At 65.7% G+C, this 16,893-nt stretch carries 16 protein-coding genes; 1 reads left to right on the top strand and 15 read right to left on the bottom strand.

What is annotated here, in order from left to right; translation table 11 throughout:
* Nucleotides 1-98: 98 nt before the first annotated feature.
* From ACSU1G_RS31185 to ACSU1G_RS31150, 8 genes are all read right to left on the bottom strand, one after another.
* A complete protein-coding gene (locus tag ACSU1G_RS31185) occupies nt 99-437 on the bottom strand; it encodes a DUF202 domain-containing protein (protein ID WP_439284976.1) in 339 nt (112 codons plus the stop codon).
* Nucleotides 437-799: a YidH family protein gene (locus ACSU1G_RS31180; protein WP_439284975.1), complete on the bottom strand. Its 363-nt coding sequence runs from the start codon at nt 797-799 to the stop codon at nt 437-439. Before ACSU1G_RS31180 ends, ACSU1G_RS31185 begins: the two co-directional genes overlap by 1 nt.
* The gene (locus ACSU1G_RS31175; RefSeq protein ID WP_439284974.1) at nt 796-1,782 is read right to left on the bottom strand and encodes a formylglycine-generating enzyme family protein; all 987 of its coding nucleotides are present in this window, start codon (nt 1,780-1,782) and stop codon (nt 796-798) included. Before ACSU1G_RS31175 ends, ACSU1G_RS31180 begins: the two co-directional genes overlap by 4 nt.
* A gap of 25 nt (nt 1,783-1,807) precedes the next feature.
* Nucleotides 1,808-3,022 carry a kynureninase gene (locus ACSU1G_RS31170; protein WP_439284973.1) on the bottom strand — a complete coding sequence of 405 codons (1,215 nt, stop codon included), beginning with the start codon at nt 3,020-3,022 and terminating at the stop codon, nt 1,808-1,810.
* A gap of 1 nt (nt 3,023) precedes the next feature.
* Nucleotides 3,024-3,968, bottom strand: coding sequence for a hydrolase (locus tag ACSU1G_RS31165; RefSeq protein WP_439284971.1), 945 nt, complete (start codon nt 3,966-3,968; stop codon nt 3,024-3,026).
* Complete coding sequence (locus ACSU1G_RS31160; RefSeq protein WP_439284969.1) at nt 3,968-4,819, bottom strand: tryptophan 2,3-dioxygenase; 852 nt, start codon at nt 4,817-4,819, stop codon at nt 3,968-3,970. The genes ACSU1G_RS31165 and ACSU1G_RS31160 overlap by 1 nt, the downstream gene beginning before the upstream one ends.
* Nucleotides 4,820-4,933: 114 nt before the next feature.
* Complete coding sequence (locus tag ACSU1G_RS31155) at nt 4,934-5,995, bottom strand: alpha/beta hydrolase (protein WP_439284967.1); 1,062 nt, start codon at nt 5,993-5,995, stop codon at nt 4,934-4,936.
* Nucleotides 5,996-6,012: 17 nt separating this feature from the next.
* Nucleotides 6,013-6,573 carry a TetR/AcrR family transcriptional regulator gene (locus tag ACSU1G_RS31150; protein ID WP_439284965.1) on the bottom strand — a complete coding sequence of 187 codons (561 nt, stop codon included), beginning with the start codon at nt 6,571-6,573 and terminating at the stop codon, nt 6,013-6,015.
* A 91-nt stretch (nt 6,574-6,664) separates the two neighbouring features.
* Between ACSU1G_RS31150 and ACSU1G_RS31145 the strand changes: the two genes are divergently transcribed.
* The gene (locus ACSU1G_RS31145) at nt 6,665-7,372 is read left to right on the top strand and encodes an MBL fold metallo-hydrolase (protein ID WP_439284964.1); all 708 of its coding nucleotides are present in this window, start codon (nt 6,665-6,667) and stop codon (nt 7,370-7,372) included.
* Between the two features lie 17 nt (nt 7,373-7,389).
* On the opposite strand, the gene ACSU1G_RS31140 is transcribed toward ACSU1G_RS31145, so the two are convergent.
* The 7 genes from ACSU1G_RS31140 to ACSU1G_RS31110 form a co-directional block, all read right to left on the bottom strand.
* Nucleotides 7,390-8,952 (bottom strand): GMC family oxidoreductase, encoded by a 1,563-nt coding sequence (locus ACSU1G_RS31140; RefSeq protein ID WP_439285090.1) that lies wholly within the window; start codon nt 8,950-8,952, stop codon nt 7,390-7,392.
* Nucleotides 8,953-8,975: 23 nt separating this feature from the next.
* Nucleotides 8,976-10,448 (bottom strand): aldehyde dehydrogenase family protein, encoded by a 1,473-nt coding sequence (locus ACSU1G_RS31135; RefSeq protein WP_439284963.1) that lies wholly within the window; start codon nt 10,446-10,448, stop codon nt 8,976-8,978.
* A complete protein-coding gene (betT, locus tag ACSU1G_RS31130; RefSeq protein ID WP_439284961.1) occupies nt 10,445-12,604 on the bottom strand; it encodes a choline BCCT transporter BetT in 2,160 nt (719 codons plus the stop codon). Before betT ends, ACSU1G_RS31135 begins: the two co-directional genes overlap by 4 nt.
* Nucleotides 12,605-12,690: 86 nt before the next feature.
* Entirely contained in the window at nt 12,691-13,248 is a 558-nt protein-coding gene (locus ACSU1G_RS31125; protein ID WP_439284960.1) for a cysteine hydrolase family protein, read from the bottom strand.
* Entirely contained in the window at nt 13,245-14,696 is a 1,452-nt protein-coding gene (locus ACSU1G_RS31120) for a purine-cytosine permease family protein (protein WP_439284958.1), read from the bottom strand. Before ACSU1G_RS31120 ends, ACSU1G_RS31125 begins: the two co-directional genes overlap by 4 nt.
* Before the next feature lie 113 nt (nt 14,697-14,809).
* Entirely contained in the window at nt 14,810-16,090 is a 1,281-nt protein-coding gene (locus ACSU1G_RS31115; RefSeq protein ID WP_439284957.1) for a M18 family aminopeptidase, read from the bottom strand.
* Nucleotides 16,091-16,153: 63 nt separating this feature from the next.
* Nucleotides 16,154-16,813 carry a response regulator gene (locus ACSU1G_RS31110; RefSeq protein WP_439284955.1) on the bottom strand — a complete coding sequence of 220 codons (660 nt, stop codon included), beginning with the start codon at nt 16,811-16,813 and terminating at the stop codon, nt 16,154-16,156.
* Nucleotides 16,814-16,893 lie beyond the last annotated feature (80 nt).

Below are 16,893 nucleotides of genomic sequence, written 5' to 3'. Positions count from 1 at the left end.
GTGACCGAGGTCGACGGCGTTCGGATGCTCCCACCGCGTGCGGCTGCTGCCGCCGCTCGCCTACGAGGGTTTTGATCGCGAGGTCGCCGGCTAGCGGCTCAAGGGGCAACAGTGACGATCACTGCGGCGAGGGCGACCAGGCCTACGCCGATGCTGAACAGGGCTGTCACCGCGATCAAGCTGCCGTCGGGTAGTGCGACCTTGCCCTCGTTGTCGTGGAGTGCCCGGTATCCGCTGCGGTAGCGGGCCCGGGCGGCGAGCCACATCAGCGCAGCGATGATCATTCCGGCGACGCCGAGGAGCATCCACAGTACGGATCCGAGCATGACGGGCAACACACGCATGCTCACGAGCGAACCGACCGCGATTGCGAGCGCTGTGCGGCGCCACGCCAATTCGGTGCGCTCGGGTTGCAAGCCTGGGTCGTAAAGCGCCATCACACCAGCGTTGCGATGAGGATCAGCACTCCCGAGAGAGTCACCGCGAGTCCTGCCAATGGTGCAAGCAGCGAAGCCGGGAGCGGGTTGCCCAGTCGCAGCGCCCGTTCGCTGCGGATCCAGCCGACCCATGCGAGTGCAGGTGTGACGATGCCGGTGCCGATCAGGACGAGGGATGCGGCGAGCTTGAGCGTGGGCTGCAGATCGAGTCCGAGGAGTTCGAGCGCCACGCCTGCGGCGACGAGAGCGAGTGCGGTCCGAGTCCACGCGAGGAAGGTGCGTTCGTTCGCGAATGTGAAGCGCGCATCGGGCTCCGCTCCGTGTCGGTACACGGCCGCGGGGAAGCGTTCGCGAGGACTCACAATCCCACCGTCCTGAATCCGGCGTTGCCCATCGAGGAATCGGGAGTGTTCTGGGAACGTGCCGAGTTGCGGTACCGGTTGCAATACGAGATGTGGCACAGGTAGCTCCCGCCGCGGAGGACGCGGGAGTTTCCTACCTCTGCACCCTTCGGCGCGGCCCCGGGAGCGCGCTCGTAGTAGGTCGGGTCGAACCAGTCGGCGCACCATTCCCAGACGTTGCCGACACTCTGCCAGAGGCCGAATCCGTTGGGCTGGAACGAGCGAACGGGCGCAGTGGTGAGGAACCCATCTTCCAATGTGTTCTCGCGAGGGAAGGAGCCCTGGAAGATGTTCGCCCTCCACCCACCGGCATCGACTTCGTCGTCACCCCACGGGTATTTGGCGGCGTGCAGGCCGCCGCGCGACGCGTACTCCCACTCGGCCTCAGTGGGCAGCCGTCGGCCGACCCACTCGCAGTAGGCGACCGCGTCGTTCCAGCTGACGTGTACGGCCGGGTGGTCGCCAAGGCCGTCGATGCTGGACTCGCGCCCACCGGGGTGCGCCCAGTCGGCGCCGCGGACTCCGAACCACCAGGGGGTCCCAGGCGGCTGGCCGAGGACGTCCTCTTCCGCAGCGGCGAGGGCCAGGTGGAAGACGGCAGAGAATTCGAACGTCTCCGCCTCGGTCAGGTACCCGGTCGCCGCGATGAACGCGGCGAAGGCGTCGTTCGTGACGGCGGTCGCGTCGATCGAGAACGCGGGCAGCGTCACCTCGTGTCGAGGCGTCTCTCCATCGCCGTGGTTCTGATCGCCGGAGGAATCACCCATCAGGAAAGTCCCGGCAGGAATCTCGGTCTGGGCGATCGGATGCCGATCGGCTGATGGAGCGACGGGTGTCGGGATGCTCGCCGTCACGGTCGCGCCCAGCGTCAGAAACTGGTCGCGGGCTGGTGCTCCACACGTGCAGCCGGGGCCGCAGCTCTTGTCCTCATCGGCGTTGTTCATCGCCTCTCATCCTAGGGCGACCCCATCACACCCTTAGCGCGTCGCGCACGGCCAGCACCCCAGCCACCGCCTCGGCATATGACGTGCTCAACGGCGACAGCCCGAGACGGATGCCATCGGGGAATCGGAAGTCCGGGATCACCCCATCCGCCCACAGAGTCTTCGTCACCTCGGCGAAGTCCGGATGCCCGATCGTCACATGGCCGCCGCGGCGGCCGGCATCGCGCGGGCTGAGAAGTCGCACGCCTGAGGCAGCGAGTTCCTCATCGAACGCCCGCACCACAAGATCCGTGAGGGTCATCGACTTCTCGCGCACGGCTGCGATCGTCGCGTCTTCGATCAGGTCGAGCATCCCCTGCATCGCCAGCATCCCGAGCACCGGAGGCGTGCCGCTGATGAACTGACGGATGCCGTTGGCCGGCGCGTACGCGGAACCCATCGCGAACACGTCGCCCGCCCCCATCCACCCCTGGATGGGCTGGGCGAGTGCGCCGTGGTGGCGGGCGTTGACGTACGCGAAAGCCGGAGAGCCCGGCCCGCCGTTCAGATACTTGTACGTGCAGCCGACCGCAAGGTCGACGCCGCATGCGTCGAGCTCGATCGGGATCACACCGACGGAGTGGCACAGATCCCACATCATGAGCGCGCCCGACGCATGCACGGCATCCGTGATCGAGGCCATGTCGGCCAGTGCGCCCGAGCGGTAATCGACGTGGCTGAGCACGACCAGTGCGGTCTGATCTGACACGATCCCCGCCATATCGGATGCCTGCACGCCCGCCGTCGGGTCACCCGAGATCCAGCGCAGCGTCAGCCCGCGCTCGGCGGCGATGCCCTCGGCGACGAAGCGGTCGGTGGGGAAGTTGCCCTCCTCGATCACGATCTCGCTGCGGTCGGGCCGCGCAGCCACCGCGGCGCGCATGAGCTTGTACAGCAGCACGGTCGTCGAATCGGCGACCACCGTCTGTCCGGGGGCAGCGCCCAGGCACAGCGCGGCGATCCGGTCTCCGAGCTCGATCGGCAGGTCCATCCACTGCTCGTCCCAGGAGCGGATCAGACGCGTGCCCCAGTCTTCGCGCACGAACGACGCGAGACGGTCGGGAAGCGAGCGCAGTGGGCGGCCGAGGGAGTTGCCGTCGAGGTATGCGCTGACGCCTGGCGCATCCACGAACGCGTCGAGGTGGCCAGCCAGCGGGTCGCGCGCGTCCAGCGAACGGGCGAGCTCGAGCAGGTCAGACATGTCAATCCTCCAGATCGGCGATCGTGAGACGGCGGGAGCGCACAGGGTCGCCGTCAGGGAGAAGGAGAAGGTCGCCCGACCCGATCTCGAGCGGCGCGAGCGCCGTCAGCAGAGCGACCCCATCTACACCTGCCTCGCGCAGCGCCTCGATCTCAGCATCCCGCAGATCGACCGGGGTCGGGCCGTTGCCCATATCGCTGCCGTAGACCAGATCTCCACCGGCTGCCGCGAAACGGCGCACGTTGTCGACCACATGCGCATATGCCTCACCCTCGTGGATCGCCATCGTCGAGACCCAAGAGACGGATGCCACCTGCACCGCGATCTCGTCATCGGTGAGTCGCTCCGTGAATGGTGCGTGCGCGAGACGGGACGCGCCAAGGTGAGCGACGCGCTGCGCCTGACCTGCGCCCTCGGCATGCGCCACGACCGGAAGGCGGTGCTCGGCGGCTTCGCGAACCACAGCGCGGAACAGCTCGTCGTCCAGCACCGGGCCCGCGTCGCTGTTGCCGACGACCTTGATCCAACTCACCCCGGCCGCGGCGAGTGCGCCGATCACGGTGGCGGCGTCCGCGGCATCCTGCACTTGGTGCACGGCGCCCTCCGGCGCCCAGTCCCGATCGGCAGGATAGCCGCCGACTGCGGTCAGGAAGGGGCCGGCGTACTCGCACTCGATGCCGTCGTTCTCAAGCGCGAGGTCGTAATCGCGCACCACGTCGACGTTCGCGCCCAGGTCGATCACCCTACCCAGTCGGCTCGATGCAAGCGCGCTCGGATCGATGAGCTGCAGGTGCACATGGTGGTCGCTGAACAGCCCGGTGAGCACGCCGTCGAGTCGCTTCGCGTGCTGAGGCGCGGGTGAATGAAGCAGCGTGATGCCCTTGGCATCCTTCGTCAGCGTCCCTTCGCGCAGCACCGCACCGTCGAAGTACGTGACCGCACGCATCACACGCCGATCTCGGTGCGCACGGTGTACAGCTCGGGGAAGAAGGTGAGTTCGAGGGCGCGCTGCAGGAAGCCGACGCCACTGGATCCGCCGGTGCCGGGTTTCATGCCGATCGTGCGTGTGACGGTCTTCAGGTGCCGGAAGCGCCAGAACTGAAAGTTGTCCTCGAGGTCTACGAGGTCTTCGCAGGCCTCGTAGAGATCCCAGTGGGTCTTCGGGTTCTCGTAGATTTCCTGGATTGCTGGCACGAGTGACGCGTGCGGCCGGTACGGCTCGCGCACGTCGCGCTCGAGGATCTCAGTCGGAATCGGGATGCCTCGGCGAGACGCGTATCGCAGGAACTCGTCGTACAGCGTGGGCCGTTCGAACTCGACGGTGAGCAGGGCGAGGTTGGCGGGGTGGTCGCGGAAGACCGACAGCATCCGTTCGTTCTTGTTCCCCAGGGCGAACTCGACGGCTCGATACTGCACGGATTGGAATCCGGAAGAGTTGCCCAGCGCTCCGCGGAACTGCGCGTACTCGGTCGGGGTGAGGGTCGCGAGCACCGACCACTGCTGGGTCATGACGTCCTGGATGCGCTTGACGCGCGCGACGCGCTTGAGTGCTTCGCGCAGGTCATCGCTGGCCAGCAGGTCACGCGCGGATGACAGCTCATGCAGGAGCTGTTTCAGCCACAGCTCGGTGGTCTGGTGCTGGATGATGAACAGCATCTCGTCGTGATGCTCCGGTGTGCTGACCGGATGCTGCGCATCGAGTAGCTTGTCCAATTCGAGGTACGACCCGTAGGTCATCCGTCCGGTGAGGTCGGTGACGATTCCGTCTTCGAGCGCGCGCTCGTTGCCTGTGCTCATGATGCTCTGAACGTTACGCCAGTGACACCTTGCGAGTGGTCGTTTGTGGCTCTGAATCTTGTGAAAATCGAGCCACAACCGGCCACTCGCAACCGGTGTCAGGGGGTCAGGGGGTCAGCGGGTCGTGTGCGCGTTCAGGAAATCGATGGTCTTCTGCAGGGCGGTCTGGGCATCCGGCATGTCGAGGTGGAACTGGTACTCGTGCGGAAGAGCGGGCTCGTGGGGTGCCGGCCAGAACAGTGTCGTCACGTCGACGCCGAGCTCATCCAGGCGCTGCGCCATCGGGATCGACTGCAACCAGGTGAGGGCATCGCCGTTCCCGCCGGAGATATACGTGGTCGGGAAGTCCTCCGTGACCCAGTTCACGGTCGACATTGTCGCGCCCGTGGATCCTTCTGCCCAGGTCTTCTTGCCGGCGTACGCCCACATCGACGTCTTCAAGCCCCAACCGACGATGCCGTCCAGCGCGGCGAGGGCTGCGAGGTCGTAGACGCCGCAGTTCAGCACCGTCGCGATGACCTGATCGGACGACAGCGACGGGGTGATGCCCATGATCTCGGCGTAGTCCGTGCTCGTGATGAGCGTCGCCATCTGGCTTGCCAGCTGGCCGCCGGCCGAGTCTCCGGCGAGCACGATCTGGGATGCATCGACGTTCAGCTCATCGGCGTTCTCGTTGATGTACCCGAGTGCGGTGTTGATCTGGTGGACGGCTTTCGGGTAGGTGCCCTCCGGGCCGAGCGTGTAGTTCACGGCGATGGTCGTGTACCCCTCGGCGGCAAGGATGCGCATGTACGGGTCGATGTTCTCCTTGGACCCGGAGATCCATGCACCGCCGTGAATCCAGACGATGGTCGGCAGGGGGCCTGTGGCGGATGCTGGAGTGAAGACATCCATCGTCGTGTCGACGCCGTCATCGCCGTAGGCGACGTCGAGCGTCTCGGTGAGCTTCGTATCCGGGACGTACTTTTTCATCTCGGCAGCGGTGGCGTCGCCGCCCTGAGTGAAGACGGCCCGGATCACCATGGCGGACGGCCAGGGGGTGATGGCTCCGATGATTGCGACCACCAGTGCGATGACGATGATGATTCCGAGGGTGATCCTCGTCTTGCGCCACCGCCGATGCGGCTTCTTCGGGTTGTCTTCGTCGTGTGCGGCCTCGTGCGTGAGCGTGGTCATGGAACCCCTTCCACGGATCAGTCTGGCAGGGATCCGCTCGTCCTCGGGGCGGTTCGGGGGGTGAGTGCGGTGAGGAGGTGGCGTAGGCCGTAGGTGAACGCCTGATCGACGTCACCGCCTAGGCGGAAAGCGCCTGACAGTTCCATCTGCAGGAAGCCGGTGGCCCAGGCGGTGAAGAGACGGGCGGCATCGAGGGCATCGGCTTCGCCGACGAGTGCGGATGCGGCGCGGATGACGGGAGCGGCAGCCCGATCGAGCGAGGCCAGCGGGGCGGATGCGGTGAACATCAGGCGGAACCCCTCCGGAAAGGCGTAGGCGTGCGCACGATAGACCAGCGCGAGGGACGCGAGGTCATCGCCCGCATTCTCTAGGCGTACGGCGAGCTCGTCTACCACGGCCTCGGCGACGGCGGCGATCAGTGCATCCCGATCCTGCACCCGTTTGTAGAGCGACGGTGCGCGCACTCCGACGCGCGTGGCGACGGCCTGCATCGTCAGGCCGGCCAGGCCGCTCTCTTCGAGGATCTCTCGCCCAGCGGCGACGATCGCTGGATAGGACGTGCGTTCCGGCGTGGGCATCCGAACCTCCGTAGCTATTGACATTAGCCATCATAGCTACGTACTGTAGCCATGACAAGCGCCACACGGATGGCGGAGAAAGGACGCGACCATGAAGCTTGCACCGCACCTGCACCGTCTGGGCAATGACATCGTCGCCTCGTACCTGATCGATGTGCCGGAGGGGATCACTCTCATCGACGCCGGCTTGCCGGGGCACTGGCGAGATCTGCAGCAGGAGCTCGAGGCAATCGGACGTCCGCTCTCCGACATCCGCGGGCTCATCCTCACCCATGGCGACAGCGACCACATCGGCTTCGCCGAACGGCTACGGCAGGAGACCGGCGTGCCGGTCTACGTGCACGCGGCGGATGCCGTCCGCACCCGCACGGGCGAGAAGTCGAAGACCCCGATGGGCCCATCGCGCATCGGCCCGATGCTGAGCTTCTTCGCCTACGGGCTGCGCAAGAACGCAATGCGCACCCGATACGTGCAGGAAGTCACCGCGGTCGCCGAGGGTGATGTCCTCGACCTGCCTGGTGCGCCGGTGATCATCGGGATGCCCGGTCACTCGCCCGGCAGTATCGCCGTACACGTGCCCGCGGCGGACGCGGTATTTGTCGGCGACGCGCTCACCACCCGGCACGTGCTCACCGGTCAGCAGGGCCCGCAGCCCGCCCCATTTACTGATGAACCGGCTGAAGCCCTGGCATCCCTCGACGCTCTGGCACGGGTTCAGGCATCCTGGGTGCTGCCCGGCCATGGCGCCCCGTGGCGCGGCACACCCGCCGACATCGCCGCTGCGGTCCGCAACGCCTGACGTGCGCAACAGCGAAGTCAGCTGCCCGAGCGAATCATCTCCGCGCACTTCTCGCCCATCATCATCACGGTGATGTTCGGGTTGACCGTGGTGATCTCCGGCATCGCCGAGGCATCCACCACACGCAAGCCGGTCACACCCTTGACGCGCAACTGCGGATCCAGCGGTGAGCTCGCATCATCGGCGGCGCCCATCCGTACCGTGCCCACCGGATGGTAGACGGTGTTGTGGGTGGCGCGGATATAGGCGGCCAGATCTTCATCGCTTGAGGCATCCGCTCCGGGTGCGAGCTCGCGTCCGGCCCATTCAGCCATCGCCGGCTGCGCGACGATCTGGCGCGCCTTGCGGATGCCGTCGATCATCACCCGCATATCGTGACCCTCGGAGTCGGTGAAGTAGCGCGGGTCCACTTTGGGCTTGTCACGGTAGTCGATCGAGCGTAGCCGCACGGTGCCGCGCGAGCGTGCGTGGGTCACGTTCGGGGTCAGACAGATCATCTCCTCGGCTGTGGGATAGCCAGCACGATAGGTGTGCATGTCGAACGGCACCGAGCCGTAATGCATCATCAGATCGGGCCGGTCTAGCCCCTCCTCGGTCGGTGTGAAGATCCCGATCTCCCACCACTGCGTCGATGTGCGCGGCATGGGCTTCTTCGCCTCCCACTGCACGACGCCCTCTGGATGATCGGCGAGATTCGAGCCGACGCCAGGGGAGTCCACCCGCACCTCGATACCGACCTCGCGCAGGTGTTCGGCCGGGCCGATCCCGGAGAGCATGAGCAGCTGAGGGGTGTTGATGGCGCCCGCCGAGACGATGACCTCACGACGTGCTGCGATGTGCGCAGGCCGCGCGAAGGGATTGTCGACGCTTATCACCCCTGTGCACACGTTCTCATCGGAGAAGGTGAGCTCCTTGACGTGCTGACCGGTGAGGATCGTGAGATTCTCCCGCTCCAGAATCGGATGCAGGTACGACACCGACGACGATGCGCGAGTGCCGTCAGCCTGGCGGTTGATCTGGAAGAAGTTCGCGCCGTTGATGACCGTCTCGCCGGTGTTGAACTGCACGCGGGGGATGCCTGCCTGTTCGCAGGCATCCAGCAGTGCGATGCCGCACGGGTCGACTGCCGGAACGTTCATCAGATGCACCGGGCCGTCGTGGCCGTGAAGCTCGCCCTGCAGCTCGTTCGTCTCCAGCTTCTTGTACAGCGGGAACGTCTGCTCCGATTCCCAGCCGCTCGCTCCGTGCGTGTGTGCCCACTCGTCGAGATCTTCGCGCGGCGCCCAGAAGGCGATGCAGGAGTTGTGTGAGGAACATCCGCCCAGCACCTTCGCGCGTGCGTGCCGCATGAACGAGTTGCCGTTCGACTGCGGCTCGATCGGATAGTCCCAGTCGAAGCCGGATTCCAGCAGCTCCATCCACCGATCAAGCTGCAGCACGACCTGTTCATCTGTATCGGAGGGGCCGGCCTCGAGCAGGCCCACCGTGACCGTGGGGTCCTCACTCAGCCGGGCAGCCACCGCGGCGCCGGCGGAGCCACCGCCGACGATCACGTAATCGAAAGTATGTGTCGTCTTCATCGTCATCACTCCGGTTCGGTGCGTCAGCGCTCGGGGAACCAGCCCGTCACCGCGGGGGTGAGGTTCTGGTAGATGTGCTTGGCCTCCTGGTACTCCGCGAGACCCGTCGGGCCCAGCTCACGGCCGAAGCCGGACTGCTTGAACCCGCCCCATTCCGCCTGCGGGAGGTAGGGGTGGTAATCGTTGATCCAGATCGTGCCGTGGCGGAGCCGCCGGGCGATGCGCTGGCTGCGCCCGGCATCCTGCGTCCAGACGGCGCCAGCGAGCCCGTAGATGGTGTCGTTGGCGATCTCGACCGCTTCGTCCTCGGTGGAAAATGTCTCGACGGTGACGACAGGGCCGAAGGCCTCGTCACGCACCACCGACATGCCGCGCTTCACCTGATCGAGGATGGTTGGCAGGTAGTAGAAGCCGTCCGCCAGATCGCCCTCCGGCGCCCGCCCTCCGGTGCGCAATCGTGCGCCTTCGGCGACGCCCGCCTGCACGTAGGCGTCGACCTTCTCGCGGTGCGCGGCGGAGATGAGAGGGCCCGTTTCCGCATCGTCGTCGAACGGTCCGCCGAGACGGATCGCCTCTGCCTTTCGCACGAGTTCATCGACAAAGCGCTCGGCGATCGACTCCTCGACGATCAGTCGGGCGCCGGCAGAGCAGACCTGCCCCGAGTGCACGAACGCCGCATTCAGCGCGTTGTCGACCGCCGCATCGAAGTCGGCATCCGCGAAGATCACATTCGGGTTCTTGCCGCCCAGCTCCAGCGCCACCTTCTTCACGGTCGCCGCGGCATTCGCCGCCAGCAGTCGACCAGTGACCAGCCCGCCAGTGAACGAGACCATGTCCACGTCTTCGTGGGTGGACAGCGGCCCGCCCGCGGTGGCACCAGCGCCGAGCACGAGGTTGGCGACGCCCGCTGGCAGACCGAGCTCGTCGAGCACGTCCATCATCAGGATCGCCGTGTGCGGGCTCAGCTCGGCGGGCTTCAGGACGAACGTGTTTCCGGCAGCCAGCGCCGGTGCGATCTTCCACGCGGCCTGCAGCAGCGGGTAGTTCCACGGGGTGATCAGCGCGCACACCCCGACCGGCTCATGCTCGATGCGGCTGAGGACGTTTGCGTCTCCGGCATCGACGATCCGCCCGGCATCCTGGGCTGCGAGCTTTCCGAAGTAGTCGAAGCAGGCCGCGATGTCGTCCATGTCGATGCGCGATTCGACCAGGCGCTTGCCGGTGTCGAGAGACTCGGCGCGCGCGAACTCTTCCTTGCGCTCCCGCAGGCGCTCGGCCACCTGCAGCAGGAAGTCACCGCGCTCGGGAGCCGGTGTCGAGCTCCACACGCCGCTGTCGAACGCGCGACGTGCGGCCTGGATCGCCGAAATCGTGTCAGCTTCGGAAGCCTCGTCGACGACAGCGACGAGTGAGCCATCTGCCGGGCAGCGGATCTCTCTGATACCGCCATCGATCGCCGAGGTCCAGATGCCGTCGATGAAGAGTGTCGAGGTCATGGGGTCTCCTTGGTCGTGTTCTCTGCGGAGGTGTGCGCTGAGCCGTTGGCACCGTCGGCACCGTTCGTGTCGGATGCCGGATCCTGGAAATCGTCCTGCCAGTCGGTGACTACCGGTAGTGCCTCTGTGAAGACGGGCTCCGCAACGTCGACCGTGATGCGCAGGTACTCCAGGTGGGATTCATAGCCGCTCAGCACATCGGTGATGAGCTGTTCGCTCGTGTAGCCGTAGACGTCGTACCCGCGCGAACCGATGGCAGAGAAGATCTCGAGCCGGAAGTACTGGTCGGACTCACTGACACTTCTGTAGGCGAAAGTCGGCAGCTCGTGACTGATCGGATACACCTGATAGATGAAGTCTTCGCTGCCGTCGTAATGCACGGTGAGCACCATCGAGGGCACATCCAGCGACTCGATGTCGATACGTTCCAGCGTCGCCGGCACTCCGGCTGCCTGCAGTTCGTCGGTGACCTCCTTGAGTGCGGGCGCAACAGTCGTTTCCAGATAGGTGATTGTCTGCGCGCGCTGAGGGTAGGACGTGGAGCGCTTCAGCCGCTGACGCCAGTTCGTCTGCGTCGGGCCGAAGCGACCAGGGATCGTGGCGAGATATCCCGCACGACGTTGCTTTTCAGCGCCCAGTGAGCGGTACAGCGAGAACATCACCAGGTACAGCAACAGCGATACCGGCAGGCCGATGATCAGCGTCGCTGCCTGCAAGGTCGGCACTCCGCCGACCAACAGCATTCCGAGGGTCAGTAGTCCCGTGGCGATCGCCCAGAAGACGCGCAGGAGCTTGCCAGCATCCTGCCTGGGGTCTTCCATCTTCGACGTCAGGTTCGCCAGCACAAGGGCGCCAGAGTCGGCGGATGTCACATAGAAGAGCAGTCCGGTCAGCAGCGCCACTGCGAGCACTACCGGGGCCGCCGGGTACTGCTGCAGCAGGTCGAAGAACGCCCGCTCTGGGGTGTTGACGGCCGACTCCGCGAAGGCGGTGTCGCCTCCGAGGATGAGCTCGAGCGCGGAGTTGCCGAAGACGGAGATGAAGATCGCGATGAACGCAAACGGGATCACCAGCACGCCGACGATGAACTGGCGCAGCGTCCGGCCGCGGGAGATGCGCGCCAGGAACAAGCCGACGAACGGGGCCCACGCGATCCACCACGCCCAGAAGAACAGCGTCCACCCCTGCATCCAGTCATCGGGACGACTCCACGCGAATGTCTCCATGAGCAGGCTGGGGAACGTGGCGACGAAATCGCCGATGTTCATCACGAGGCCGTCCATGATGCGACGTGTCTGGCCGGTGATCGTGATCCAGACGAGCAGCACGATAGCGAGGATGACGTTGGCCTCAGACAGCCGACGGATGCCCTTCTCGACACCCGACACGGTGGAGATGGTCGCCATCGCCACGGCGAGCACGATCAGTGCGATCTGCATCGAGACCCCATCCGGAGTGCCGAACAGCACGTGCATTCCGTAACTGAGTTGCACGACACCGATGCCGAGTGTGGTGGCGATGCCGAAGACGGTGCCGAGCACAGTGAAGATGTCGACGCTGTGCCCGACCCAGCCGTTCGTGAACTTGCCGAAGATCGGAGAGAGCACCGACCGGATCGTCAACGGCTTGTTGAGACGGTAGGCGAAGTAGGCGAACGCTGCGCCCATCAGCGCGTACATTGCCCAGCCGACGGGGCCGTAGTGGAAGAACGTCCAGACGATCGCCTGCCGGGCGGCGGCGATCGTCTCGCCTTCGCCGGTCGGCGGCTGCATGTATTGCGCTGCGGGCTCGGAGACGGCGAAGAACATCAGGTCGATGCCGATGCCAGCGGCAAACAGCATCGAGGCCCACGTGAACATGCTGAATTGCGGCTTGGAATGATCGGGTCCGAGCTTGGTGCGCCCCACCGAGGAGAACGCCAAAATCAGCACGAACACCACGACGATCGCTGCGGTGAGAACGAAGTACCAGCCGAAGTTTGTCGCGATCCATCCGACCATGACGCCGATCACTTCGCCGGCCTGAACCGGAGCGAAGATCGCCCACAGCGCGATAGCCAGAATTGCAGCCGCCGAGCCGATCAGCACTGGCCAGCGAGGCGGCGGGGCCGCGATTCGTCGGTTCGAGGGAGCAGGGGGCGAGGTGTCTTCAGGCATCACATCAGTTTCGTCAGGTGTCGTTCAGTCAGAGTCGTCGTCAGTTATGTACTGGCACTGACGATAGCAAAGCGCTGGACACCTGTTCAGGTGAGTTCTGCGAGCACCTCTGCTGCGGTGCTGATCGTGATCTGCGGTGGGTAGAGTCCCATCACCTGGATCGCCGCCGAATGGTTCTCTGCGCTCGAGCCCGCGCAGGCGTCTGCGGCGATGGTGATGTGGGCTCCGGCATCCGCTGCGGCGAGCGCGGTCGAGATCACGCAGCAGTCGGTCGACACTCCTGCGAGAACGATGTGCGCGCCGCGGCCGACAACGGCCTCCATGGAAGCACCCCACTTGCCGAAGGTCGGCAGGTCGAGTGTCGGATGCGGGGTGAGATCGCGGGCTGCGGGGACCAGGTCGAACAGCGGATCTGTCTGTGGTTGATCCGCGAATGGCCAGCTCGCGAAGTACTCACCCCACGAGGTGGATCGATCTGCCGTCGGCATCCACCTGGTGACGATGACGCGCTCGCCGAAGGCACCCGCCAGCGCACGAATACGCGGCATCGCATCGACGAAGAACGGCGAACCCCAGGCGGAATCCGGTGATGCGAAGATCGCCTGCGGATCGATGACGACGAGCCAGGGCTCTGTGTCGGTCACGCTTGTTCCTGCCGCCGGATCTTTCCCGCGCGAGCGAAGTATGTCACCAGGAACGACAGCACCAGCGCGAAGAAGACGCCGAGGTTCGCGTACGCCCAGTCGCCGTCCTTGCCGCCGACGATGAACAGCAGGTAGCCCTGCCAGTTGTTCCAGGCGGCATCTTCGGCGAAGTTGTTGATGACCAGGCCCCAGCCGATGACGCTGGTGACGACCATGGTGATGATCGAGGTCCAATCCCACGCGCCGTAGCGCCCCTTCGCGTCGAACAGCGCATCCTCGTCGTAATCCTTCTTGCGGCGCAGAATGTCGGCGATCAGGATGCCGGCCCACGAGGCGAGCGGCACACCGAGCGTGATGAGGAAGCTCTGGAACGGCCCGAGGAAGTCGGTTGCGAAGAACACCACGAAGATCGTGCCGATGGTGAGGATGACGCCGTCGATCGCGGCCGCCGACGGGCGAGGAATGCGGATGCCGAGGCTGAGCAGTGTGAGGCCGGAGGAGTAGATGCCGAGCACCGCACCGGAGACGAGCGCGAGCACGGCCGTCAGGAGGAACGGGATGAGCACCCAGATCGGCAAGATCGTGGCGAGCGCGCCCACCGGGTCGCCGGCGATCGCGTTCAGAAGATCCTCGTCGGATGCGCCCAGCAGCAGCCCGAAGATGACGAGGATGATCGGTGCGATGGAGCCGCCGATCGTGTTCCACGCGACGATCGCACCATCAGAGGCTGTGCGCTTCTGGTAGCGCGACCAGTCGGCGGCGATGTTGATCCAGCCAAGCCCGAAACCGGTCATCACCATCACGAGCGCGCCGATGGTGTGCGCGAGGCTGCCGTTGGGCAGAGCCATGACGGCAGTGAAGTCGATGTGCGAGAAGGCGAGGATCACGTAGAGGATCGTGACGGCACCCGTGATCCAGGTGAGCACCGACTGCATCTTCATGATCGTGTGATAGCCGAGAACGGATGCCGCGACGATGAGTGCGGCGACGATGATCGTGGCGGTGATCTTCAGTGCGATGCTCTCGCCGTCGCCGCCGAGCTGCGTGATGACGGTCGCTGTGGCGAGCACCGCCAAGATCGCCAGGAACGTCTCCCAGCCGATCGAGGTCAGCCACGACACGATGCCAGGCACCTTTTGTCCGTGCACGCCGAACGCCGCGCGGGAGAGCACCATCGTCGGCGCCGAGCCGCGCTTGCCGGCGATCGCGATGAGCCCGCAGAGCAGGAACGAGACGACGATGCCGATGATCGACACGATCGTCGCCTGCCAGAACGAGATGCCGAAGCCCAGCACGAACGAGCCGTAGGACATGCCGAACACGGACACGTTCGCCGCGAACCACGGCCAGAACAGGTCGCGGGGCTTCGCCGTACGCTCAGATTCCGGAATGACTTCGATGCCCGCACGCTCGATCAGGCCGGGCCCCGCTGCGATCTTCTCTGACATGCCCCCATACTGGCACCAGTACGGTGTCGATGGGCTTCAGATGCGGTGACCCGCTCGGCATCGGATGCGGGCCGTGCAGGTGTCGCGGGACCGCGCCGCGCCGGTACCAGGGCTCAGGCCTGGAAGAACGCCTCGGCGACCTGGGTCAGCGCATACAGGTCAGAGACGCCAGCGAGCTCACGCGCGGAGTGCATCGAGAGGATCGGGATGCCGACATCCACCGTTCGGATGCCGAGGCGGGTTGCGGTGATCGGGCCGATCGTCGAACCGCACGGCACCGCGTTGTTCGAGACGAACTCCTGCGAGGCCACCCCTGCCGTCTCACACCACTGTGCCCAGGCGGCGGCGCCGGTGGCATCCGTGGCGTAGCGCTGGTTGGCGTTGACCTTCAGGATCGGCCCCGACCCCAGCAGAGGCTGGACGACCGGGTCGTGCTTGTGCGCGTAGTTGGGATGCACGGAGTGTCCGACATCGCTGGAGAGGTGCCAGGATGCCGCGAATGCTCGACGCTGCTCGGTGGCATCCGCCCCGAGGCCTGCGTAGACACGGGCCAGGACATCTTCGAGGAAAGGGCCTGCCGCGCCGGAGCGCGAGTTGGAGCCCAGCTCCTCATGGTCGAATGCCGCGAGGATGGCGATCCCAGGCGTATCAGCGGCGAGACCTGCGAGTGCGACAACTCCCGCGTGCACGGATGCCAGGTCATCGAGGCGTCCACTGGCGAAGAATGCACTGTCCTTGCCGAAGACCGCACCGCGCGCGGAGTCGGCAACGACCGCGTCGAAGCCGCGGATGTCGGCGGCGTTGACTCCGGCCGAGGCCGCAAGCTCGCCGAGCAGGTCCTCTTCGGTCGGGTCGCCGAGGCCCCACACCGGCTGAGTGTGCAGCTGCTTGTCGAGCGCCAGCCCGCTGTTCGCCTCGCGGTCTAAATGTACGGCCAGCTGCGGCAGGCGCAGCAGAGGGCCGGTATCGGCGAGCACGACGCGCCCATCGGCCAGAGCGAGGCGTCCGGCGAGGCGGAGCTCACGGTCGAGCCACGAATTCAGCAGCGGCCCGCCATAGACCTCGACGCCGGCCTGCAACCAGCCGCGTGAGCCGGTGGTCGGCTTCGGCTTGAGCTTGAAACCCGGGGAGTCCGTGTGCGCACCGAAGATCTGCGTGGGAGTTGTCACCGCGGCATCCGCCGGCACCGTCCATGCGATTGCGGCTCCGTCACGTACGACGACGAACCGGCCGCCGGCCTGTGTCGGCCAGGCTGCGGTTTCCTCGAGACGGGTGAAGCCCACCGATTCCAAGCGCCGCGCGACCTCTTCGGCGGCGTGGTAGCTGGAGGGGGAAGCCGCGACGAAATCGGCAAGATCCTCGGCGTGAGACAGGGCGTGCGAAGTGACGGGCATGCTTCGATCGTAATCGGCGGCCCGGTTTCCGCTGGCACGCGAGGCCGAGCCCCAGCGCGGAGATCAGCGGAACGTGACGAGTCCCGCGTGCGCGGCCGCCACGAGGATCTGCACTCGGTCGCGCACCTGCCATTTCGACATGATGTGACCGAGATGGGCCTTCACGGTGCCCTCGGACACGATGAGAGCAAGTGCGATCTCGGCATTGGACATGCCGTCGGCGAGACGATGCAGCACCTCCGTCTCGCGTTCGGTGAGGGGCTCGAGGCCACCGGCAGGAGTGCCGCCCGCAGGTTCGGTGGCGCGCACATGTTTGACGAGCAGGGACGCGATCCGGGGTGAGAGGGAGCTCGCGCCCTCGTGGACTTCCCTTATCCCGGTGACGATGTCCTCGGCGCTGGAGTCTTTGAGCAGATATCCGGATGCGCCGGCGCTCAGCATCGGAAGGACCGTGTCTCGACCAGCGAGTGTGGTCACAGCGAGGATGCGCACATCCGGCCAGCGTCCGGCGATCGCGGCGGTTGCCTCGATGCCGTTCATCACCGGCATCTGTACGTCCATCATGACGACGTCAGGGCGCTCCTGCTCCACGGAGGCGATCGCCTCGATGCCGTTCTCGGCTTCGCCGAGGACGCGGATGCCCGCGGCGCGGGACACGAAGTGCGAGAGCGCCGCGCGGACCAGGGGATCGTCATCGACGATGAGAACGCGAATTTCCGGCATGAGGGAAGCCTAATGGCGCTGGCGATACAGGCAGCTTGATATAGACCTTTAGCCAGTGAAGTGTGACTGCTAGTCAGATG

Source organism: Microbacterium sp. A93, from assembly GCF_051842835.1.
The sequence above is the reverse complement of the archived record's forward strand: the minus strand, read 5'-3'. Positions and strand labels throughout refer to the sequence as shown.

What these genes read in the sequence shown, in the direction of transcription:
- ACSU1G_RS31185 (WP_439284976.1), bottom strand. Translation starts at nt 437, where the DNA reads ATGGCGCTTTACGACCCAGGCTTGCAACCCGAGCGCACCGAATTGGCG.
- ACSU1G_RS31175 (WP_439284974.1), bottom strand. Translation starts at nt 1,782, where the DNA reads ATGAACAACGCCGATGAGGACAAGAGCTGCGGCCCCGGCTGCACGTGT.
- ACSU1G_RS31170 (WP_439284973.1), bottom strand. Translation starts at nt 3,022, where the DNA reads ATGTCTGACCTGCTCGAGCTCGCCCGTTCGCTGGACGCGCGCGACCCG.
- ACSU1G_RS31165 (WP_439284971.1), bottom strand. Translation starts at nt 3,968, where the DNA reads ATGCGTGCGGTCACGTACTTCGACGGTGCGGTGCTGCGCGAAGGGACG.
- ACSU1G_RS31160 (WP_439284969.1), bottom strand. Translation starts at nt 4,819, where the DNA reads ATGAGCACAGGCAACGAGCGCGCGCTCGAAGACGGAATCGTCACCGAC.
- ACSU1G_RS31155 (WP_439284967.1), bottom strand. Translation starts at nt 5,995, where the DNA reads ATGACCACGCTCACGCACGAGGCCGCACACGACGAAGACAACCCGAAG.
- ACSU1G_RS31150 (WP_439284965.1), bottom strand. Translation starts at nt 6,573, where the DNA reads ATGCCCACGCCGGAACGCACGTCCTATCCAGCGATCGTCGCCGCTGGG.
- ACSU1G_RS31145 (WP_439284964.1), top strand. Translation starts at nt 6,665, where the DNA reads ATGAAGCTTGCACCGCACCTGCACCGTCTGGGCAATGACATCGTCGCC.
- ACSU1G_RS31140 (WP_439285090.1), bottom strand. Translation starts at nt 8,952, where the DNA reads ATGAAGACGACACATACTTTCGATTACGTGATCGTCGGCGGTGGCTCC.
- ACSU1G_RS31135 (WP_439284963.1), bottom strand. Translation starts at nt 10,448, where the DNA reads ATGACCTCGACACTCTTCATCGACGGCATCTGGACCTCGGCGATCGAT.
- betT (WP_439284961.1), bottom strand. Translation starts at nt 12,604, where the DNA reads ATGCCTGAAGACACCTCGCCCCCTGCTCCCTCGAACCGACGAATCGCG.
- ACSU1G_RS31120 (WP_439284958.1), bottom strand. Translation starts at nt 14,696, where the DNA reads ATGTCAGAGAAGATCGCAGCGGGGCCCGGCCTGATCGAGCGTGCGGGC.
- ACSU1G_RS31115 (WP_439284957.1), bottom strand. Translation starts at nt 16,090, where the DNA reads ATGCCCGTCACTTCGCACGCCCTGTCTCACGCCGAGGATCTTGCCGAT.
- ACSU1G_RS31110 (WP_439284955.1), bottom strand. Translation starts at nt 16,813, where the DNA reads ATGCCGGAAATTCGCGTTCTCATCGTCGATGACGATCCCCTGGTCCGC.